23 protein-coding genes and 3 pseudogenes are annotated in these 20,245 nt (G+C 69.1%); 16 read left to right on the forward strand and 10 right to left on the reverse strand.

Annotated elements, in window-relative coordinates; genetic code table 11:
* Positions 1–147: 147 nt before the first annotated feature.
* From LP418_RS11740 to LP418_RS11750, 3 genes are read right to left on the reverse strand one after another with little or no spacing between them, the layout of a single operon-like run.
* Entirely contained in the window at positions 148–273 is a 126-nt protein-coding gene (locus LP418_RS11740) for a hypothetical protein (RefSeq protein WP_257956391.1), read from the reverse strand.
* Positions 266–652, reverse strand: a complete 387-nt coding sequence (locus tag LP418_RS11745; RefSeq protein WP_257957008.1) for a GMC oxidoreductase — start codon at positions 650–652, stop codon at positions 266–268. Before LP418_RS11745 ends, LP418_RS11740 begins: the two co-directional genes overlap by 8 nt.
* Complete coding sequence (locus LP418_RS11750; protein ID WP_257956392.1) at positions 540–1,763, reverse strand: GMC family oxidoreductase; 1,224 nt, start codon at positions 1,761–1,763, stop codon at positions 540–542. The genes LP418_RS11745 and LP418_RS11750 overlap by 113 nt, the downstream gene beginning before the upstream one ends.
* A gap of 325 nt (positions 1,764–2,088) precedes the next feature.
* Between LP418_RS11750 and LP418_RS11755 the strand changes: the two genes are divergently transcribed.
* From LP418_RS11755 to LP418_RS33205, 4 genes and pseudogenes are all read left to right on the forward strand, one after another.
* Positions 2,089–2,943, forward strand: coding sequence for a hypothetical protein (locus LP418_RS11755; protein ID WP_257956393.1), 855 nt, complete (start codon positions 2,089–2,091; stop codon positions 2,941–2,943).
* Positions 2,944–3,224: 281 nt separating this feature from the next.
* Positions 3,225–3,779: pseudogene (locus tag LP418_RS11760) on the forward strand (hypothetical protein); the annotation flags it as partial.
* Positions 3,780–3,826: 47 nt separating this feature from the next.
* Positions 3,827–4,222 carry an alpha/beta fold hydrolase gene (locus tag LP418_RS11765; RefSeq protein WP_257956395.1) on the forward strand — a complete coding sequence of 132 codons (396 nt, stop codon included), beginning with the start codon at positions 3,827–3,829 and terminating at the stop codon, positions 4,220–4,222.
* 107 nt (positions 4,223–4,329) lie between these two features.
* Positions 4,330–4,551, forward strand: a pseudogene (locus LP418_RS33205) (alpha/beta fold hydrolase); the annotation flags it as partial.
* A 68-nt stretch (positions 4,552–4,619) separates the two neighbouring features.
* On the opposite strand, the gene LP418_RS11770 reads toward LP418_RS33205, so the two are convergent.
* Genes LP418_RS11770 through LP418_RS11795 form a run of 5 tightly spaced genes read right to left on the reverse strand, consistent with a single transcriptional unit; the run spans position 4,620 to position 9,373 of the window.
* On the reverse strand, positions 4,620–6,119 hold the full coding sequence (locus LP418_RS11770; protein ID WP_257956396.1) for a CoA-transferase: 1,500 nt from the start codon (positions 6,117–6,119) through the stop codon (positions 4,620–4,622).
* Positions 6,109–6,621, reverse strand: coding sequence for a CoA-transferase (locus LP418_RS11775; protein WP_257956397.1), 513 nt, complete (start codon positions 6,619–6,621; stop codon positions 6,109–6,111). Before LP418_RS11775 ends, LP418_RS11770 begins: the two co-directional genes overlap by 11 nt.
* Positions 6,590–8,137, reverse strand: coding sequence for an AMP-binding protein (locus LP418_RS33210; RefSeq protein ID WP_442940171.1), 1,548 nt, complete (start codon positions 8,135–8,137; stop codon positions 6,590–6,592). The genes LP418_RS11775 and LP418_RS33210 overlap by 32 nt, the downstream gene beginning before the upstream one ends.
* Positions 8,138–8,156: 19 nt before the next feature.
* Positions 8,157–8,708, reverse strand: coding sequence for an MFS transporter (locus LP418_RS11790; RefSeq protein ID WP_257956398.1), 552 nt, complete (start codon positions 8,706–8,708; stop codon positions 8,157–8,159).
* On the reverse strand, positions 8,675–9,373 hold the full coding sequence (locus LP418_RS11795; protein WP_257956399.1) for an MFS transporter: 699 nt from the start codon (positions 9,371–9,373) through the stop codon (positions 8,675–8,677). The genes LP418_RS11790 and LP418_RS11795 overlap by 34 nt, the downstream gene beginning before the upstream one ends.
* Before the next feature lie 323 nt (positions 9,374–9,696).
* On the opposite strand from LP418_RS11795, the gene LP418_RS11800 reads away from it, so the two are divergent.
* The 6 genes and pseudogenes from LP418_RS11800 (at position 9,697) to LP418_RS33215 (ending at position 15,184) form a co-directional block, all read left to right on the forward strand.
* Positions 9,697–11,001, forward strand: a complete 1,305-nt coding sequence (locus tag LP418_RS11800) for a PucR family transcriptional regulator (protein ID WP_257956400.1) — start codon at positions 9,697–9,699, stop codon at positions 10,999–11,001.
* Between the two features lie 98 nt (positions 11,002–11,099).
* Positions 11,100–11,795 carry a molybdopterin cofactor-binding domain-containing protein gene (locus LP418_RS11805; RefSeq protein WP_257956401.1) on the forward strand — a complete coding sequence of 232 codons (696 nt, stop codon included), beginning with the start codon at positions 11,100–11,102 and terminating at the stop codon, positions 11,793–11,795.
* 343 nt (positions 11,796–12,138) lie between these two features.
* Positions 12,139–12,360: pseudogene (locus tag LP418_RS11810) on the forward strand (molybdopterin cofactor-binding domain-containing protein); the annotation flags it as partial.
* A 1,085-nt stretch (positions 12,361–13,445) separates the two neighbouring features.
* Positions 13,446–13,925, forward strand: a complete 480-nt coding sequence (locus LP418_RS11815) for a (2Fe-2S)-binding protein (RefSeq protein ID WP_257956402.1) — start codon at positions 13,446–13,448, stop codon at positions 13,923–13,925.
* 167 nt (positions 13,926–14,092) lie between these two features.
* Positions 14,093–14,647, forward strand: a complete 555-nt coding sequence (locus tag LP418_RS11820; RefSeq protein ID WP_257956403.1) for a hypothetical protein — start codon at positions 14,093–14,095, stop codon at positions 14,645–14,647.
* 402 nt (positions 14,648–15,049) lie between these two features.
* Complete coding sequence (locus LP418_RS33215; RefSeq protein WP_442940259.1) at positions 15,050–15,184, forward strand: TraR/DksA family transcriptional regulator; 135 nt, start codon at positions 15,050–15,052, stop codon at positions 15,182–15,184.
* Here the strand turns inward: LP418_RS33215 and LP418_RS33220 are convergent.
* Positions 15,142–16,380 (reverse strand): sulfite exporter TauE/SafE family protein, encoded by a 1,239-nt coding sequence (locus tag LP418_RS33220; protein WP_442940172.1) that lies wholly within the window; start codon positions 16,378–16,380, stop codon positions 15,142–15,144. The two genes, LP418_RS33215 and LP418_RS33220, sit on opposite strands and share 43 nt — an antisense overlap.
* Before the next feature lie 73 nt (positions 16,381–16,453).
* Between LP418_RS33220 and LP418_RS11840 the strand changes: the two genes are divergently transcribed.
* From LP418_RS11840 to LP418_RS11865, 6 genes are all read left to right on the forward strand, one after another.
* Complete coding sequence (locus tag LP418_RS11840) at positions 16,454–16,918, forward strand: hypothetical protein (RefSeq protein WP_257956404.1); 465 nt, start codon at positions 16,454–16,456, stop codon at positions 16,916–16,918.
* 115 nt (positions 16,919–17,033) lie between these two features.
* Entirely contained in the window at positions 17,034–17,231 is a 198-nt protein-coding gene (locus tag LP418_RS11845) for a hypothetical protein (RefSeq protein WP_257956405.1), read from the forward strand.
* Positions 17,149–17,601 (forward strand): iron transporter, encoded by a 453-nt coding sequence (locus LP418_RS11850; RefSeq protein WP_257956406.1) that lies wholly within the window; start codon positions 17,149–17,151, stop codon positions 17,599–17,601. Before LP418_RS11845 ends, LP418_RS11850 begins: the two co-directional genes overlap by 83 nt.
* A 174-nt stretch (positions 17,602–17,775) precedes the next feature.
* Positions 17,776–18,150 carry a hypothetical protein gene (locus LP418_RS11855; protein ID WP_257956407.1) on the forward strand — a complete coding sequence of 125 codons (375 nt, stop codon included), beginning with the start codon at positions 17,776–17,778 and terminating at the stop codon, positions 18,148–18,150.
* A gap of 47 nt (positions 18,151–18,197) precedes the next feature.
* Positions 18,198–19,370, forward strand: coding sequence for a GTP-binding protein (locus LP418_RS11860; RefSeq protein WP_257956408.1), 1,173 nt, complete (start codon positions 18,198–18,200; stop codon positions 19,368–19,370).
* Entirely contained in the window at positions 19,340–19,759 is a 420-nt protein-coding gene (locus LP418_RS11865) for a hypothetical protein (protein ID WP_257956409.1), read from the forward strand. The genes LP418_RS11860 and LP418_RS11865 overlap by 31 nt, the downstream gene beginning before the upstream one ends.
* A gap of 5 nt (positions 19,760–19,764) precedes the next feature.
* On the opposite strand, the gene LP418_RS11870 is transcribed toward LP418_RS11865, so the two are convergent.
* The gene (locus tag LP418_RS11870) at positions 19,765–20,238 is read right to left on the reverse strand and encodes a GNAT family N-acetyltransferase (RefSeq protein WP_257956410.1); all 474 of its coding nucleotides are present in this window, start codon (positions 20,236–20,238) and stop codon (positions 19,765–19,767) included.
* Between the last annotated feature and the right edge of the window lie 7 nt (positions 20,239–20,245).

A 20,245-nucleotide genomic window follows, 5' to 3' on the forward strand; every position in this document is an offset into this window, starting at 1 on the left:
GTTGCCAACCCTGGCAAGCAGGTCGGCCTTGGCCTCCATGCTGTCGGCCATCCGGTCGAGCACGTCGGCGCGCTCCTTCGGCGTCATCCGACGCCGGTGCCCTCCTCGTGGGCGGCCTGTGCGGCCGCGACCGCGGCGTCGGCGTGCTCAACACCTCCGAAGGCGACTCCGCGCAGCCACCTCGTCGGTGGCCGGGGCCTTGATCTCGTAGATCTCCGGGGAGGCGACCCACTCTCCGTCGATGAACATCTGGTAGGTGAGGACGTCATTCATTGGCTTCTCCTGTGGCGTGGGCCTGCTTGATGAGGTCGGCGGCCTTCTCGCCGATCATGATCGTGGGCGCGTTGGTGTTGCCGCGGATCACCGTCGGCATGACGGAGGCATCGGCGACGCGCAGGGCTTCGACGCCCGGGACGGTCAGGTCCGGGGCGACCACGTGGCCGATGGAACAGCTCGAGGTCGGGTGGTAGAGCGTCTGGCCGACCCGGCGGGCAAAGGCGAGCAACTCCTCGTCCGTTGCGCCGGCGGGAACGACATGGTCACCGGTGATGACCTGCTTCATCGCTGGCTGGTCGGCGATCTGTAGAGCGATGCGGAGGCCGGCCACGATGCTGGTCCGGTCTGCCTCGGAGCCGAGGTAGTTGTGCTGGATCCGGGGTGCGACCAGCGGGTTTGGCGAGCGAAGCGTGAGCGTGCCCGTGCTGGTGGGCTTGAGCACGCACGGTCCGGCGGCGAATCCCCTGGGCGTCCTGAGCGCCGAGCCCCTCCTCCTTGAAGAAGCAGGGCGTGGAGTGGAACTGGACGTCGGGGCCGGCCAGCCCCTCTCGCGTCTCGAAGAAACCTCCGGCCTCACCGATGTTGGACGTGAGCGGGCCGCGGCCTTCGGACTGCAGCAGCTCGACGTTCTCCACGCTGGCAGCCGTCATCAGGGTCTCGTGGTCGGTGAGGTAGTTGAGCATCACCATGAAGTGGTCCTGCAGGCGCTCACCGACGGGCAGATCAGCCACCAGCGGAATGCCGAACGCCGCCAGCTGCGCGGCCGGTCCGACGCCCGAGAGCAGCAGCAGATGGGCCGAGCCGTAGGCACCGGCCGAGAGAACCACCTCGCGTTCGGCGCGGACCTCCTCGATCTTCCCGCCACGCCTGACCTCGACGCCGACGGCGCGGGTGCCGTCGAAGAGCACCTTGGTGGCGTGGGCATCGGTGATCACAGTGAGGTTGGGCCGTTCCATGGCCGGGTGCAAGTAGGCCACCGCCGTACTGCAGCGCATGCCTTCCCGCTGAGTGAGCTGGAAACGGCCGACGCCGAGCTGGTCGGCGCCGTTGAAGTCCGGATTGCGGGCGAAGCCCGCCTCGACCGCGGCGTCGACCCGGGCGTCACAGAGCGGGTTCATCGACCGGCTCTCGGACACCGTCAGCAGCCCCCCGATTCCGTGGAAGTCGTCGCCCCCGCGAGCGTTGTCCTCTGCCTTCCTGAAGTAGGGCAGGACGTCCTCGTAGGCCCAACCGGTGGCTCCGTCGGCCGCCCACTGGTCGTAATCGGCCTTGTTGCCACGGATGTAGATCATCGCGTTCATCGAGCTGGATCCACCGAGCATCTTGCCGCGCGGCAGATAGGCACGGCGGCCAGCGAGCTCCGGTTCCGGCTCACTGTCGAGGTCCCAGTCCCACTCGCTCTTGAACAGGCTGCCGAAGGCCGCGGGGATGTGGATCTCGTCCGCGGTGTCCGCCCCACCTGCCTCCACCGGGGGCGACCCGGACATCCGGGTCTTCGCTCAGCCGGGCTGCGATGGCGGCGCCGGCAGATCCGGCTCCGACGATGACGTAGTCGTACATGGCATCCTCACTTCGTGGTGTGATCGACTTGCTGCTGAAGTGTGATCGGGGCCACAGTGCTGGACTTTGGGAGCCACTCCAGAGTTCGACGAATCTCGATGTGGTCAGGCCACAGTGGGCGACATACCGGCGACAGTTGGTCGCGTTTCGTCACACTTGAGCGCCGGTGTTGTGGACCGGCTACTACTGCGACAGCCGGGTTTGTCGGCCGTCCATGAAGCCATCGGCGCGGTCCGATGCAAGCCTTGATGCATGGCGACGACGATGCACGAGGCGGACGACGAGTTGGCGGTCCCGCTCGACAGCCTGCTGTCCAGTGCCGGGAGGGTTGCGGGCAGTCAGTTCCTCCCGGGCCGCGAGGCCCTGTCCTTCTCGGGCGCCTTGGCCCGGCGGCCCCGGACGGTGACGGAGCGCCTCTCGAGGCTGGCCGTTGACTACGCCGGCATCGTGGCGGGCACCTCGCAGGCAGCGCCCAGCAGCCGGGACCGACGGTTCACCGACTCGTCGTGGAGCCAGAACCCGATGCTGCGCAGACTGCTCCAGACCTACCCGGTCACGTCCGAGACCGCATTGCAACTGGTCGACGACGCGGAGCTGGGAGATCGCGCTGACAAGCGGATCCGTCTCGTGGCGGAGAACCTGATCGACGCGCTCGCGCCTTCCAACAATGTGTTGATCAACCCCGAGGCCGCAAAGGCAGTGATCGAGACGGGCGGTGGCAACCTCGTGCGTGGGCTGAAGGCCCTGCTGTCCGACGTGTCCTCGGCGCCGAGGATCCCGAGCATGGTCGACAAGTCTGGGTTCACGGTCGGAGGCAACCTCGCCGCGACTCCGGGTGCCGTGGTCTTCCGCACCCCGGTCCCGGAACTCATCCAGTACGGCGCGCAGACCGACGAGGTACGCGAGGTGCCGCTGCTCATGGTGCCGCCCACCATCAACAAGTTCTACGTGCTCGACCTCGCGCCCGGACGAAGCGTCGTCGAGCACTGTCCAGCAGGGCCACCGGGTCTTCATGGTGTCCCGGCGCAATCCAACGGCTCGGCACGCGAGCTGGGACATCGACACCTACGTGCACGGCGTCCCGGAGGCCTTCGACGTCGTGCGTGACATCTCCCAGTCGCCACGGGCCGCGGTGGCGGGCACCTGCTCCGGCGGGATCATCGCGTCGATGGCGGCCGCGCACCTCACTGCCGTGGGTCGTGCGGAGGAGCTGGCCGCACTCACCCTGCTCGTGACGGTGCTGGATCAGGCGAGGGCCGGCACCACGAGTGCCCTGCTGGACCGGGCTCGGGCTGAGGCGGCGATGAAGCGGTCCGCACGGGTGGGCTACCTCGACGGCAGCGTCCCGGCCGAGGTGTTCGCGTGGCTGCGGCCCAACGACCCGGGTCTGGAACTACTGGGTCAACAACTACCTCCTCGGCAAGCCGCCGCCCGCGTTCGACGTCCTCTACTGGAACGCGGACACGACACGGATGCCCGCGGGGCTGCACCGCGACTTCCTCGAACTGTCGCTCGCCAACAAGCTCGTCACCCCCGGCGCGGCGACCGCCCGCGGAGTGCCTGTCGAGCTCGACAAGATCTCGGCGGACGCGTATGTCGTTGCCGGCATCGCCGACCACATCACGCCCCGGCAGAGCTGCTACCGGACGACCGGTCTGCTGGGTGGCAAGACTCAGTTCGTGCTGTCGACCAGTGGCCACATCGCAGCCCCGGTGAATCCACCGACCAACGCCAAGGCCAGCTTCCAGACCGGCACGGACACGCCGGCCGACCCACGCGAGTTCCGGGCGGGCGCCGAGCAGGTCCAAGGCAGCTGGTGGACCCACTACAGCGACTGGCTCTCCACCCGGGCTGGCGAACTCGTGCCGGCACCGGCCGGCGTCGGTCGTGGGATGCACAAGCCGCTCGCCGAGGCGCCCGGCACCTACGTCTTCGACGCGTGAAAGCCCCGGTGCGACGGCTGCCGGACCTGCCACCGAACCGCATCCGTGTGCTGGACGTGAACGGTGCGCGGGTCCGGGTCTCCGAGCGTGGCGAGGGTCGTCCGCTGCTGCTGGTCATGGGCATCGGCGGATCGCTCGACATGTGGCGTGGGCTGGAGGCCGAGCTCGTGCCACGCGGTTACCGGACGATCTCGTTCGATCTGCCCGGGGCCGGCGGCTCGCCGCCGGTTCTGCCGCCGCTGCGGATGCCCGGCCCGGCCCGCATCGCGGTCGCCGTGCTCGACGCGCTCGGACTCTCCGAGGTCGACGTCCCGGGTGTCTCGTTCGGCGGCGGCGCCGTCGCCCAGAGGTCGCCCGCCCGGCGCCGGAGCGCGTACGGCGGATCGTTCTCGCCGCAACTACGCCGGGGCTCGGAGGGGTGCCGGGCAGTCCGCGCGTGCTGATGCACATGAGCACACCGCTGCGGTACTGGGCGCCTCGTTACGCGCAACGGATCAGCCCCGTCATCTACGGCGGAGCGGCCCGCTCGGACGCGCGGATCCACGGGCGGATGGCGGCACGGTTCGAGCGCCCGCCCTCGCTGGTCGGGTATCTCGGTCAGTTGTACGCCGTGGCCCGGTGGACCTCCGTCCCATTCCTGCACCGGATCCGGTCGCGGGTCCTCGTCCTCCATGGCGACGACGACCCGATCCTGCCGCTCGCGAACGGTCGAATCCTCTCGTGGCTGATCCCCGACGCGCGGCTCCACGTCGTAGCTGGTGGCGGCCACCTGTTTCTGCTCGACCCGGGCGCCCGAGGCGGCCCGGCTCATCGACGACTTCCTGTCGGTCTGACCCGCGCTCATGCAGGGTTCGGCGGTGCGATCGGACGGCGGTCGTCGACCCGGGCCAGCGCCTCCGCGCGACTTTCGTACACGTGTGGCGCCAGTCCGCGTCCGCCGAGCTGGTCGGTCAGCTTGAGCCGCATGAAGGCGCTGGTGCTGTAGCGCCGAACGCTCTCGTAGTACTTCTCGGTCAGCCCGCGCACGGTCGCGGCGTACTGGTCGCCGAGGTCCCGTGCCAGCACGAAGTTGTCATAGTTCACGACCATGTTGACGCGGTGGCCGATGGCAGCGAGCCGGGCATCGACGAGCGCGCCGATCTCTTCGACCTGTGCCGGCGCCGAGAGGACCATCCCTTCCATGTTCAGGAAGAAGGTGTTCCGCTCTGGGTCGTAGGCAAAGCGGGCCTCGACGGGGATGCTCAACAGGTCCTGTCGGAGCCCCATGGGCTCGTCGACGAAGATCCGCGGATCCATCGTCACGGGGTCTCGCCGGATCACGGGGGTGAAGCCGAGATGAGCGAGGACGTCGCGCTCGAGATCGACTCCCGGTGCAACCTCGACCAACGCCATACCCTCCCGTGTCAGCTGGAACACGCAACGCTCGGTGATGTACATGACCGGTTGTCCCGTGATGAGCGCGTTGCTTGCCGCGAAGGTGCACTGCTCGACGTCGGCGATGAACTTCGCGGCCGCCATGCCGTCCGTGTGGACGATCCTCCCGTCGCGGACCTCTGCCCGCGCGGGGGCAAGGAACGTGCCGAGGAAGAACACCGACTTGGAGTTCTGGCTGATGTTGACGAATCCGCCGGCTCCAGCGAGCCGGGGACCGAACCTGCTGACGTTGACGTTCCCGTGCCGGTCGGCCTGAGCCATCCCGAGGAAGGCGGCGTCGAGACCGCCACCGTCGTAGAAGTCGAACTGTGAGGGTTGGGCAAGGATTGCCTCGGCGTTGAGCGCACTGCCGAAGTCGAGGCCTCCGAGGGGCAGGCCACCGATGACGCCCGGTTCGGTGGTGAGGGTCACGTACTTCAGGACGCCTTCCTCGGCGGCCACGGCCGCGATGCCCTCAGGAACACCGATGCCGAGGTTGACGACCGAGTTTGGCCTCAGCTCCATCGCAGCGCGCCGGGCGATGACCTTCCTGACGTCCAGTGGCATCGGCGCGAGGGCTCCTGTCGGAACGCGCAGCTCACCGCTCATGCCCGGGTCGTACGTCGTCGCCCGTGTCTGGGTGTGGTGCTCCGGGCGGGCGGCAACGACGACGCAGTCGACGAGGATGCCCGGGATCTTGACGTCCTTCGGCGACAGGGCACCCGACTCGGCAAGTCGCTCCACCCGGACGATCACGAGGCCACCCCGGTTGTGTACGGCGATCGCGATCTCCAGCGACTCCAGAGTGAGTGCTTCTCTCTCCGGGGTGACATTGCCCTGCGGGTCGGCCGTGGTGCCGCGCAGCAGCGCAACGTCGAGGGACTCGAACGAGCGGTAGAAGAGGAACTCCTCGCCGTCAATCTCCATGACGCGGACGCGATCCTCGGTGGTCCTCTCGTTGACCTTCCCTCCGCCGTTGCGCGGGGTCGGCGAAAGTGCCGAGGCCGACCTTGGTCAGCACGCCGGGCTTGTTCGCCCCGGTGTCGCGCAGCAGGTGGGCGACAACACCCTGCGGGAAGTTGTAGGCCTCGATCCGTCCCTCGACCGCCAGCCGCTGGAGCTCGGGAGCGAGCCCATAGTGGCCACCGAGCGACCGGCGCAGCATGCCGTCGTGGCACAGGTGGCTGACTCCCCGGCCCGCCCGGTCGCCCCGGGCAACGGCGAACACCAACGACAGCTCCCCTGGATGACCAGTCTGGAGGAAACGATCCTCGAGTGCGAGCACAAGCTCCTCGGCGTAGCACTGGCCCGCGAACCCCTCGATGACGACCACGTCGCCGTCGCGGACGAGTTGAACGGCATCTGCCGCCGTGACGACCTTGTCGCGGATCGGCGCGTCACTCGTGAGGTTGTCGTCCGGCAGCAGCATTTGATTTCCGTTCTCTCGACTCGAGTGCTCCCATGCAAGGACCTATGCGGGCGGCCTGACCTCGCGGCGAAGGATCTTGCCCGTCGGCCCCTTGGGCAGGCTCGAAAGGATCCAGACCTCGCGCGGATACTTGTAGGCGGCCACCCGCGACTTCACGAACTCGCGGATCTCCTCGGGCGTCGCGGTGGCGCCGGGCTTCAGTGCGACCGCGGCGGCAACCTCCTCGCCGAGGTCCGGGTGGGGGATACCGACCACAGCGGCCTCTGCCACGTCCGGGTGCTCGTAGACGACCTCTTCGATCTCCCGCGGGTAGACGTTGTAGCCCCCGCGGATGATCAGGCTCTTCTTGCGGTCCACGATGGTGTAATAGCCGTCGTCGTCGCGGGTGGCGAGGTCGCCGGTTCTGGAGCCAACCGTCCACGACGGTTTCGGCCGTGGCGTCGGGCAAGCCCCAGTAGCCCTTCATCACATTGGGTCCCTTGATCAGGATCTCGCCGACCTCGCCGTCGCCGACGTCCAACAGGTCGTCATCGACGAGGCGGAGCGAGACGTCCTCCACGGGTACGCCGATGGTGCCGGCCCGGCGCTCGCGGTGCGGATGGTTGAAGCACGCGACCGGCGAGCTCTCGGAGAGGCCGTAGCCCTCGAGGATGGCACAGCCCAAGGTCTCCTCGAACGCCCGGAGCACCTCGACGGGCAGGGGCGCGCCGCCGGAGATGCAGGTCCGGAGGCTCTCGACGGACTGGGTGCCGTCGGACGAGGCGAGCATCGCCGAGTACATGGTGGGCACGCCTTCGAAGACAGTGACCTGGTCGCGTTCGATGACCTGCAGCGCCTTCGCGCCGTCAAACCGGGGGACCGGGGTCAGACATGCGCCCGCGGCGACGGCGGCGTTGAGCCCGCAGGTCAGGCCGAACACATGGAAGAGCGGCAGGCAGCCCATCACCACGTCCTCCGGGCCGACCTCGATGAGGGTCCTCGCGGTGACCGACGCGTTGCGCGCGATGTTGTCGTGCGTGAGCTCGGCGCCCTTCGGCTTCCCCGTGGTGCCGGAGGTGTAGAGGATCACGGCCGTGTCCTCGAGGTCGCGCGGCACCATGTCGTACGAGGCGGGCGCCAAATCAGTGCCTCCGACCGGCACCACGACACAGGTCGCGCCCACGGTGTCGCAGGCCGCCTTGGCCTCGGCACCCATCTCCTCGAAGGTGAACAGGAACCTCGCCCCCGAGTCGGTGAGGTAGTACTCGATCTCGCGAGCCTTGAGCAGCGGGTTCATCGGCACGATCACTCCGCCGGCGAGCTGGACACCGAAGAAGTGCACGGGGAAAGCCGTGACGTTGGGGAGGACCAGCGCGACCCGATCGCCGGGCTCGAGGCCATGGTCGGTGAGCCAGCGGGCGACTGCCGAGGCCCGGGCGAGCAGATCGGCATAGGTCAGGACCAACTCGTCGAGGCGTACGGCGGGCCGGTCGGCGTGTTCGGCAGCGGTGCGTACAAGTTGGGTGGCGAGGTTCATGATGATCCCCTTCGTTCAGTCAGTGGATGTGGTGTGCGCCGCTGTGATGCCAGCGCCAGCGGGCCGCCCCGATGAGGCGGCCCCGCTGGGCGGCATTCAGATCGCCGCGGCGGCCAGCCGGTCCCGGGTCGGCGTCGAGGACGTCGCCGCGCGTCTCGCGCAGGGCGAGCAGGCAGGACGTGCTCACCACGGCGAGCCCGGTGACGAAGTACGCCAACCCATCAGTGCCCCACCGCTCGAGCAGGGGGTCGGCGATCGCCAGCGGCAATGCGCCGCCCACGATGCCGGCGAGGTTGTAGGCCATGCCGGCGCCGGTGTAGCGGTACTTCGCGCGGAACAGCTCCGGGAGGTAGGCCGCTGCCGGGCCGTAGGGGATGCCGATCGCCAGCATCAGGACGATCATCGCGACGACGAAGGACCCCGGGTCGCCGGGTTCGAGGATCGCGAAGGCCACCGGACCTGCCACCGGGCCGACGATGGTGCCGGCCATCAGCACGACTCGGCGACCGATGCGGTCGGAGAGGATCGCGGATCCGATCACGGCGACGCACAGGGCGACGCCGGCGACCATGTTGCCCGTGAGCAGCTGGTCCGGGGTGAGGCCCGGGCCACCGGCCTCGGTGGGCTTCGCGGCGATGCCGCCGAGGAAAACGATCGCGAGGTAGAACGCCCCCGAAGCTCATCGACAGCATGCCGCCGCCGAGGAGGACCTGCTTCCACTGCTCGCGCAGGGCCTCGGCGAAGGGAAAGCCGGTCGCTTTGTCGGCCGCGGTCACCTTCGTGAAAGACGGGGTCTCGGCGATGTTCAGCCGAACCCACAGGCCGAGCCCGATCAGCACGATGCTGACGAGGAACGGGGCGCGCCGGGCCCATTCCCCGGAAGGCGGCGAGCCCGAACATCTTGATCGTGAGCAGGAATGTGCCACTGGCGATGATGACGCCCAGCCCGGGGCCGAGCTGCGGGAAGAGGCTGTACTTGCCTCGCTTCTTCGCGTCGGCGTACTCCGACGTCAGGAGGGCAGCGCCCGCCCACTCACCGCCGAGGGCGGTGCCCCGGATCGCCCGCAGCAACACCAGAATCAGGGGCGCGCCGGCGCCGATGACCGCGGCCGTCGGGACCAGTCCGATCGCGAAGGTGCCGCCGCCCATCATCAGCAGCGTCGTCACCAGTGTCTTCTTGCGGCCGAGTCGATCGCCGAAGTGGCCGAAGACGACCGCTCCGAGCGGACGGAACACGAAGGCCACACCGAAGGTGGCGACCGAGGGCCCATGTGCCGGCTGACGAGCCCAGCGACGGGAAGAACAGCGGCCCGAACACCGGGGCGGCTGCGTAGCCGTAGATGAGGAAATCGTAGAACTCGATGGTGGTGCCGACGAGCGCCGCAGTTGCGATCTTCTTCATCGGTCGGGGTTGGGTCACCATGTGCTGCCTCCGGTGGGTCGTTGTGTCGACCATCACTGTGACGCTGTGGCCCGCCGCCGATCACGATGAGCCGATCACGAACTCTCCGGTGCTTCTCTGTGGTCCGGCCACAAGGCGCCGGGATTAGGGTGTGGCAATGGATGACACACTGGCGGCCGGGGTTCTGGCTCGCGTGGAGCAGTCGATGGATGAGATCGTCGTGAAGTCGGTCGATCAGTTCTTCGCCCGGGTTCCGGCGTACGCCGAGAGCCCGGACCCCGATCTGCGCGACGACGTCCTGATCCACACGCGCGCGGTGTACGCCGTCGTCCTCGCTGCCTTCCGTGACCAGCGAGCGGCCCGGCGGGAGGATTTTGCGATCACCCAGCAGCAGGCGACCCGGCGCGTTCGCCAAGGCATCGGCCTGCCCGACTTCTTGCGGGCATTCCGTATCGGCCGAGTCACGCTCTGGGAAGGCATCGTCACGGCCGCGGCCGAGCCGGAAAGCTGGCAGGTTGCCGTGGAGGCGGCCACCTACCTGATGAACGTCATCGAGGTCGGCAGCTCGATCGCCGCGGCGGCCTACCTCAAGGCGCAGCAGCTCGAGCTCGCCGAGGGCGACCGGATCCGCCGAGACTTCGTCGAGGACCTCATCGCCGGGCGTGAAATGAGGGACGACGCCAAGCGCCGGCTGGCGACCGACAGCGGACTGGACCGAGTCGGCTCCTTCGTGGTCGTGATCGCCGAGCCGGTCCAGCCACTGTTGGGGGACCCGGACCTGCGCACCGCTCTGTCGAGCTTGACGTCGGCGGTCGACGCGGACCAGCTCGGCGTCGTCAGCATCCGCCAGAACCAGATCGTCGGAATCCTGCCGGTGTCCGGGGACGGCAACAACCTGCTGGCCGGCCTCGAGCGTGGGCGTCGAAGCGCCCATCGGTTGGGCATCGAACTCGTGGTCGGGGCCAGCACTGTGCACCAAGGCCCGGCCAGCGTCCCCGAGGCCTACCGGGAGGCGAGCATTGCCCACGTGGCGCTCGCGGGGAACCCCGGCCTCAAGGCGCTGTCCACGCTCACGCTCGTGGACTACATGGTGTTGAGGGAGGACACGACCGCGCACCGACTGATCCATCCGGAGCTGCGCCAGTTCATCGAAGACGACCTCGCGCGCGACGGCGCCCCTCGTTCAGACCCTGTTGGCGTACGTCGACAGCGACCTCAATGCGAAGGAGGCCGCCGACCGACTCCACGTGCACGTGAACACCGCCTATTACCGGCTGGAGAGGATCGCCGAGCGGACCGGATTCAACCTGCGCCGTTTCGCCGACCTCGAAGAGCTGCTCGCCGCCGTACGCCTGCTCGGCGGCGGTGCACGGAGCACCTGATGATCCGGCGCCGTTTCGGCGCGGCGATTCGATGCGGGACTGGACGATCGTCCAAGCGGATTTGTAGCCGATGCACATAGTGCTCGAGCAGTGACTGGCGTCACCATGACTTGGAGCCGTGCGAGAGCCGGTGGCGCATCGGGGCGTCACGCCGCGGTCGATCTGAGGAGTGCCCGTCATGAGCACCGACGACACGAGTCCTGACCCGAAGGCCACCGCAAGGCTCAGCCGCCGCTCGTTCGTCGGATATGTCGTCGGGGGCGCCTGTCTCGTGGTGGCGGCCGACCTCGCGCTGGGTGCGAGCCCGGCGGCTGCGGTGCCGGTACCGTCGACGCCTCAGATCCCAGAGATCTACGACCTCAACGACTTCCTCGTGCACTGCGCGACGCCGACGTCGAACCTGATCGCGATCCACGTCGACGAGGCGGGTGACGCCCACTTTGCGCTGCCTCGGATGGAAGTTGGACAGGGCATCACCACCTCGATCGCGATGCTGATCGCCGACGAGCTTGACCTGCCACTCGAGCGGGTCCACGTGACCCTCGCACCGGCGCGCCCCGAGTTGATGTTCAACCAGCTGACCGGCGGCTCCAACACGATCGTCTCGATGTACACCCCCGTCAGGGTCGCTGCCGCTGTCGCGAGGCAGGCGTTGCTCGAGGCTGCAGCGATCCAGCTCGGCGCACTGGTCACCACCCTCACGGTCAAGGGCGGGGTGATCTTCGACCTGCTGGGCAACTCCGTGACGTACGGCGAGGTCGCCGTCAAGGCCGCTGTGCCCGGAACGATTCAGGTGCGAGTCAAACTGAAGTCCGCGGAGGAGCGCACCGTCGTCGGCACCCCCGCCGGCGGATCGACGCCGTCGACGCGGTGACCGGCCGCAAGAAGTTCGCGATGGACCTCGCGGTCCCCGACGCGTTGCCGACGATGGTGTGCCGCGCTCCAGACCTGAACGGCACCGCTCATGCGGTCCGCAACCGAGGGCGAGGTCGAGCAAATGCTCGGGGGTCACCCACGTCGCGATCATCCCGACCGGCGTGGCGGTGCGGGCGAAGACCTTCGGCCAGTGCATCGACGCCGTCCGAGCGCTTGACGTGGAGTGGAACACCGGCACCGTGAACGGACAGTCGTCGGCGGACATTCTCCGGGAGCTGCGCGCGGCACAGCTGCCCTTGGCGGTGCCGGCGCTTGGTGCGCAGTCGGTCGAGGGCGACTTCGTGTTCCACTTCCGCAGCGGCTCGGCGCTCGAGCCCAACTGCGCCGTTGCCGACGTACGTCAGGACTCCGCCACGATCTGGGGTGGGCTCAAGTCGCCGATCGATGCCCAGTCGAAGGTCGCGAAGGCGCTGGGCCTGCCCCGGGGCAACGTGACCGTCAACGTGGTCCAAGGTGGTGGCTCGTTCGGCCGAAAGCTGTTCAGCGACGCGGCCATCGAGGCCGCACACGCGTCGAAGGCATTCGGTGCGCCGGTCAAGCTGATGTGGCATCGGGCCGACGAGCCGCGGCAGGGCCGCGTCCACCCGATGGCGACCTCCCGTATCCGGGCGACTGTGCTGGCGGGGAGCGTGATCAGCTTCGAGCAGCGCCACACGAGCGTCCCCACCGACTTCACCCACGGCCTCGGGGAGCGACTCACGGCGGAGGGCGCGGCGCTGCCGACCGGGCTGTCGAACCTGTCGTTCTCTGAGTCGATCTTCATGCTGACACAGGAGCTCCCCTACAACTTCGGTGCAATCACGCAGCTGCTCAACGAGCCCAAGCCGGCGCCGGATCGGTTCAACACCAGCTCGGTGCGCAACATCTATTCACCCGACGTCGCCTGCGCCAACGAGCTGATCGTCGACCAGCTCGCGGCGAGCCTGCGGCAGGACGCGGTCGCGTTCCGCCTCGCCCACGCCAAGAGCGGGGTGGTGAAGCGGGTGCTCAACCGCGCGGCGGAGCTGGGGAGCTGGGGCAAGGCGATGCCGGCCGGTATGGCGCAAGGCATCGCGATCCACAAGGAGTACAAGGGGGCATCGGCCGTGCTGGTCGAGATCGACTGCCGCCCTGAAACCGTCAACCGTAGGGTCCACGATGCCGTCACCGGCCCCCGGGTGACGAAGGCGACGGTGGTGGTGGACGCCGGTCTGGTGGTCAACCCGCTCGGGGTCCGGAGCCCAGATGATGGGTGGCTTCATCGATGGCATGGGTCAGGCCTTGACGTACAGCAACCACCGGCCGAGGGGCACTTCCCGGAGGCCAGCTGGGACAACTCGGCCTACCCACGGCAGTGGAACACGCCGTTCGAGTTCCGGTGCGAGGTGATGGAGTCTGAGAGCCCCGAGCCGGGTGGTGTCGGTGAGGCCGGCGTCGCGGCGTCGATGGCCGCGGTCGCCTGTGCCTATGCCCGGGCGGTGGGCAAGATGCCAACAGAGTTCCCGATCAACTTCGCCGATCCGCTGCACTTCGAGCCGAAATCGTTCATCCCATCCGTTCCCCGAGTCGCCGTCCGACGGCCTCGACCACACGTTCTGAGGGCAGCGAGATGCCGAAGCACACCTTCCAGCTCAATGGCGAGACGGTCACCGTCGATGTCGAGGACGATGTCCGCATCCTCTGGGTCCTGCGCGACGTCCTCGGCGTCACCGGCCCCAAGTACGGCTGTGGGATCAATGTCTGCAAGGCCTGTACGTCGCACATCAACGGCAAGGCATTCAACCCGTGCTCGGTGCCGGTCAGCGCGATCGGCGAGGACGACGAGATCACCACCATCGAGGGTCTCGCCGACACGGTCGATGGCGACGGCCTGCACCCGATGCAGGAGGCCTGGCTCGAGCATGACGTCGCGCAGTGCGGCTATTGCCAACCCGGCCAGATCATGGCCGCCGTCGCGCTGGTCAACAAGGTCCGTGAGGAGGGCCGCGCGATCACGGAGGGGGATCTCGACGCCATTCGCAACGTGTGCCGATGCGGCACCTACACCCACATCCGCGAGGCTATCCGGACCGGCGCCGTTCAGATGTGAGCTCGACACTGCGGACCTGTCACGAACCTGCCGGGACGCTCCTCAGCGTCGCGGCGAACTCGACGGGCTTGCCGGGCGGCTGGCCGTACTCGCCACCCATGAACCCGTTGTGGCCGCCCGGGAACACAGTTGCCTCCTCGGGCTACCGCACCTATGCCGCGCCGGACGTGGTCAGGCTGATCCGGATCCGGACGCTGGCCGAGGCGGGGGTGCCGCTGGCTCGGGTGCAGGAGCACCGACGACGGATCGCCCGACTGGCCGCCGGGGACAGCCTTGCGCTGCCGCTCGAGGTCACGGCCTATCTCGACCGGATGCGTGAGCTCGGCGCGCCCGAGGTGATGGTCGAGCTGGAGCGCGACTCGTGGATCCTGATCGCCGCTCGGTGGCCGGAGAAGATCGCGGACTACATGGTGATGAAGCAGGCGCACCTCGACGACCCGCTGATGCGCAAGATGCTGCAGACCCTCGGCAATGCCCTCATCGACGAGGATCCCGACGCGGCGCTGGCCGAGACGGCGGACCTCCTCGTCGAGATGATCGAGCAGGCCGACGCGAGGGGCGAGCTGGACGACGACGACCTCGAGCTCGACAGCTCCTTCGCCGACCTGCTCGACACCGTCGTCCTCGGGGCCGGTGCGGACATGGTCCGCCTGCGTGACCGGCTCGAGGAGCTGCTCGCCGAGCGCGGCTGGCGCGGGCTGGTCAAGACCGAGCGGGTGTAGCGGTCGAGCGGGTGCGGACGTCGCCGTACGCCCCGTTCGCTTCGTGGCCCCGGAGACAGTGCTGGATCGTCCCCCTGCTGGTGCCGGCGATCCAGCACCGTCGGAGTCGGTGTCACAGCCGGCAGCTCGGCCGACGCCGGTGCACCGGGATGAGAAGGTCGAGAGCATGGACGAGCCCGGGACCTCCAACCTGCGCCGCCTGCTCGAGGCCGAGCGGGACTCGGTCCGCGTCCGGCTGGCCCGGCTCTACGACGACTTCGACGGGGTGGTGGCCGCCTCCCGCGACACCAACGCCGACGACGAGCACGACCCCCGAGGGGGCGACGATCGCCTTCGAGCGGTCCCAGCTCACCGCGCTCGTTCGCCAGACCCGGGACCCACCTCGTCGAGGTCGAGGCCGCGCTGCATCGCCCGGACACCGGTGCGTACGGCGCGTGCGAGACCTGCGAACGGCCGATCGGCGCGGCCGGGCTCGAGGCCAGACCCACGGCCCGTCAGTGCATCGACTGCGCGCGCAGCTCGGACGACCGGTCCTGACGTCGAGCTGCCGTCGCACTGAGCTCGCCGGACGAGGTCAGCGCCAGAGCAGGAAGGCACCCACGAGTCCGGCGATGACGATCCCGGTGCGCAGCAGTCCGGGCGGCATCCGGCGCCCGAGGTGGGACCCGACGTAGCCGCCCACGACCGAGCCCGATGCCAGCAGCACCACCGCGCGCCAGTCGACGTCGGCGGCGAACACGAAGATCACGCTCGCGATCAGGTTCGCGGCCGGGATGGCCGGGGTCTTGAGGGCGTTGGCGACCCGGAAGGGCAGGTCCGTGCCCAGCCCGAGCACGGCCAGCATCATCACGCCGGAGCCGGCGCCGAAGTAGCCGCCGTACACCCCCGTGACCGTTGCGAAGACCCCCCGTCACGGGCGACACGTGCAGGCGATCGGCGGCATCGCTGCCGCGGCGGGCACGCAGCCGGGCCGAGAGCCGAGGCTGGATGCCGACGAGCAGGCACGTGCCGAGGATCAGCCACGGCACGACACCCTCGAAGACGGCCGGTGGCAGCGCCGGGAGGAGGAGTACGGCGCCGGCAACCGACCCGACGCCGCAGGTGCCCGGGACGATCGCCGCGACGCGCGGGTGCTCACGCAGCTCGCTGCGGTAGCCCCACGATCCGCTCAACGCCCCGGGTGTCATGCCGATCGTGTTGGAGGCGTTGGCGACGACTGGGGGCAGGCCGACAGCGACGAGCACCGGAAAGCTCAGGAGTGACGCGACGCCGACCGTCGACGTCAGGATCCCGGCAGCTAGGCCGGTCACGAGCACGACCACCTGATCGAGCGGACTCACGTGCTGCGCAGGCCGGACCAGGGGGTCCTCGCGCCGCCACAGTGTCGGCAGGTGCAGGGCAATCCCCTGCTCCGCCGCCAGCGAGCCGAAGATCCGCATCGTCACGTCGAGGTCGTCGCCGGCGTAGGGCAGCGCCCGCAGCGGCTGGTCGAGGCCGCGGAAGAAGTCGTCCCAGTGGGTCAGCACGACCCGCTTCGCGCCGACGGCGGTGACGGTCTGCGCCCAGTAGGCCCGGATGTAGTCCTCGTCCATCACCCCGAGCTGGCCGACTCCGAGGTAGGCCACGTCGGCCTGTCGACCGGCGAGCGCACCCTCGACGAAGCCGGCGCTGCCCCCGGAGCAGCGCGCTCCGACCGCTCGTGTGCGACACCGGGATCGACCGGGCCTCTCCACACTTGTACGCCGCAGCCTTGACCGGCGGCACGACCGGCTCGTCGATCGTGCCGGGGAAACGGTCGGGCGGGCAGTGCTCCGACTCGAGGTGCGTGATCGTGAAGGCGCCGAAGGTCAGCGGGGTCCCGGGCGTCACCACCGAGATCTGCTCAGGACCGAGACCGCCACCTCGTCCCACGTTGGCGCTCGACTCACCGCCGACCAGCACCGCGCCGGTGCGGCCAGCCACGACGGCCGAGTCCATGACGTGGTCGAAGTGCGTGTGCACCGGCATGACGGCTGCCAGCCCCCGACCGGACGGACCGAAACCCAACCGGCCGAGCGCGCTGTCGATGCGACCGAGGTCCGGCGCGATCGGACGCAGCAGCAGCCCGGGCAGGGACGGCCGGGAGAAGAAGCCGTCCGTCATGACCGCCGTCTCGCCGTCATCGAGCAGGAGGGAGGCGACGCCGAGGAAGGTCACCCCGAAGTCGGCCTCGGCCTCGGGGGTGTCGGAACCGATCGGCGTACGACGTCAACGAGGGCCGACCGGGCTTGAGGCGCATGGCGGTGATCGTACGCAGCCCCGACCGCGCTGTGGTCGGGGTCACGATGCGGGCGAACCCAGCATCTGCTTAGGTATGCCTTACCTAATTCTCAGGAGGTTCCATCCCATGTTCCGTCCCCGGATCGCCATTGCCGCCCTGCTGCCCGCGCTCGCCCTGTCCGCCTGCTCGTCCTCCAGTGCCGAGGAGGCCGAGAGCGCCGTCCCCCGCCGGGGTCAGCACGATGTACGAGACGGTCGAGGCCGAGATCGCCGAGCGCGGTGGCGAGCAGACCAGCGGCGAGTGGCGCGTGGGCTACATCGTTGAGGCGGCCGAGCCGTGGTTCGAGGAGCACGGCGGCCACAGCAGCTTCCGTGAGCCCCGGGCCGGCGAGACCCACCACATCGAGATCATCCCGTTCGAGGAGTCGACCGGCCGGATCGTCCCCGACGTGCCCGTGACCGTCGAGGTCGTCGCCGCCGACGGCACCGTCGTCGCCGAGGAGGAGCTGAACTTCTACTACGCGACGTTCTTCCACTACGCGACCAACTTCTCCATCCCCGAGGACGGCACCTACACGCTGCGCGCCACGCTCGGGTCGCCGTCGTTCCTGCGCCACGGCGACGAGGCCGACGGCCCGGCGCTCGCCGAGGAGACCACGGTCGAGTTCGCCGACGTCGAGCTGAGCGCGAGCTGAACGTGTCCGACGCCGTCCTCCCCCGACCGCAGGTCGCGACGCTGCCGTGGACAGTGCTCCTCGTCGGCTCCGTGGTCTCGGTCGGGGGCGCCGGCGCCCTGCTCGTCTCCGAGCGCATCCACCTCGGGCACACGATGCACGAGGTCGCCCTCTTCGGCCACCTCGCCTGCACCGGTGCTCGGATTCGGGGCGGTGCTGTCGGTCGACTGGGTCGGCCTGTTGTGGGTCGTACGGCGCCGTACGCTCTCCGACGTCCTCGACACCGCCGGACACCTCACTGCCCCGATCTGGCTCGGCCTCGCCGGGCTGGTCCTGACCGGCATCCTGCTCGAGCCGGCCCTCGACAACCCGCTCACGCAGGTCAAGCTCGGCCCGGTGCTGCTGATCGTCTGGAACGGCCTGTTCGCGGGGCTGCTGCACCATCGGCTCTGCGTCGGGGCCAGCTTCGACACGGCACCGCGCCGGGTGCTGCTGGCGGCCGCGGCCGCCACGACCGTGTCCCGGGTCGGCTGGTGGGGCTCGATGGTGATCGGTTTCATCAACCACTGACGGCTCCGAAATTCCGCGCGTCGTGGACGGCGGGGTAACTTCCGGACGTGTCCGACAAGCGCCCCCGCCGTACCTTCGCCGTCATCAGCCACCCTGACGCCGGAAAGTCCACGCTCACCGAAGCGTTGGCGCTGCACGCGCGGGTGATCACCGAGGCCGGCGCCGTGCACGGCAAGGGCGGACGCCGCGCGACCGTCTCCGACTGGATGGACATGGAGAAGGCGCGCGGGATCTCGATCACGTCGGCCGCGCTGCAGTTCGTCTATCGCGACCACGTCATCAACCTCGTCGACACCCCCGGCCACTCCGACTTCTCCGAGGACACCTACCGCGTGCTCTCGGCCGTCGACTCCGCGGTGATGCTGGTCGACGCGGGCAAGGGGCTTGAGCCGCAGACCCTCAAGCTGTTCAAGGTGTGCGCCCTGCGCGGCATCCCGGTCATCACCGTCATCAACAAGTGGGACCGCCCGGGCCTCGCGGCGCTGGAGCTGATGGACCTGATCGAGCAGCAGATCAAGCTGCGACCCACCCCGCTCACTCGGCCCGTCGGCGAGGCCGGTGACTTCCGTGGGGTGCTCGATCGCCGTACCGGCGAGTTCGTGAAGTACACCCGCACGGCCGGTGGCGCGACTCGCGCGCCCGAGCTGCGGATGTCGGCCGACGACGTCGAGGCCGCGGACGCCGACGTGTGGGCCGCCGCAGTGGAGGAGCACGAGCTGCTCACGCTGGACGACGCCGACCACGACCGGGAGCGGTTCCTCGCGGGCGTCACGACGCCGGTCATGTTCGCCAGCGCGTTGCAGAACTTCGGGGTCGCGCAGCTGCTCGACCTGCTGCTCGACCTCGCCCCGGCGCCCGGCACCATCGCCGGTGTCGACGGCACCCAGCGGCGCCCGGGCGACGACTTCAGCGCCTTCGTCTTCAAGGTGCAGTCCGGCATGAACGCCGCCCACCGCGACCGGCTGGCCTATGCGCGCATCGTGTCCGGCGACTTCGAGCGCGGCATGATCGTGACGCACGCCGCGAGCGGTCGGCCGTTCTGCGACGAAGTACGCCCGAGGCCGTCTTCGGTCGCGAGGTCACCTCGATCGAGCACGCCTACCCCGGTGACATCGTCGGCTTCGTCAACGCCCGGGCGCTCCGCGTCGGCGACACGGTCTACACCGGCGAGCCGATCGAGTTCCCGCCCGTGCCGACCTTCGCGCCCGAGCACTTCATGACCGCGACCGCGAAGGACATCGGCCGCTACAAGCAGTTCCGTCGTGGCATCGAGCAGCTCGACCGGGAAGGCGTGGTCCAGGTGCTGCGCTCCGACCTGCGTGGCGACCAGAGCCCGGTGCTCGCGGCCGTCGGACCAATGCAGTTCGAGGTCGTCCAGAGAACGGATGTCCAACGAGTTCAACTCGCCGATCCGGCTGTCCGCACTGGACTACAAGGTCGCGCGGCGCACCGATGCCGAGGGTGCGCTCGCGTGCGCGGCGGTCGCGGCGTCGAGGTGCTGCAGCGCTCCGACGGCACCTACCCGGCGATCTTCACCGACCAGTGGCGCGCGGGCGCGACGGCTCGCGACAACCCGGACGTGATGCTGGAGCCGCTGGCCGCCGGCTGACCGGGTCAGCCCTCGGTCTGCCCGATGTAGCAGAGCATGCGGTAGTCGACGCCCTCCTCGATGTTCACGAACCCGTGCCGCTCGTAGAACCGCCGGGTGTCCTCGTCGACCTCGTCGACGTTGATGTGCAGCTCGGGAGACCCGAGCTCGGCGAGGATCCGTCGCGCCTCGGCGATCAGCTGCGTGCCGATGCCCCAGTTGCGCAGCGACGGCACGACGTAGAGCTCCTCGAGCTGGGCGACCGGCCCGTCGAACCAGATCGCCGGACGCAGCGTGATCAGCGCAAAGCCCTTGGCGTCCCCGACGACCAGCGCGATCACGTTGTCGTACTCCAGGATCCGGGCGAACCGCGCGGCCAGCACGTCCGCCGGGTCGGTCGGCGAGTCGAACTCGGTGTTGAAGTCCCACAGCAGCCTTCCGAGCACCGCGGCGTCGGCCGGCGTTGCGCGGCGTACGGCGAAGGCGTCTGTGTCAGTCACGAGATCT

The sequence above is a fragment of the Nocardioides sp. B-3 genome, assembly GCF_024703895.1.
Classification (GTDB): Bacteria; Actinomycetota; Actinomycetes; order Propionibacteriales; family Nocardioidaceae; genus Nocardioides.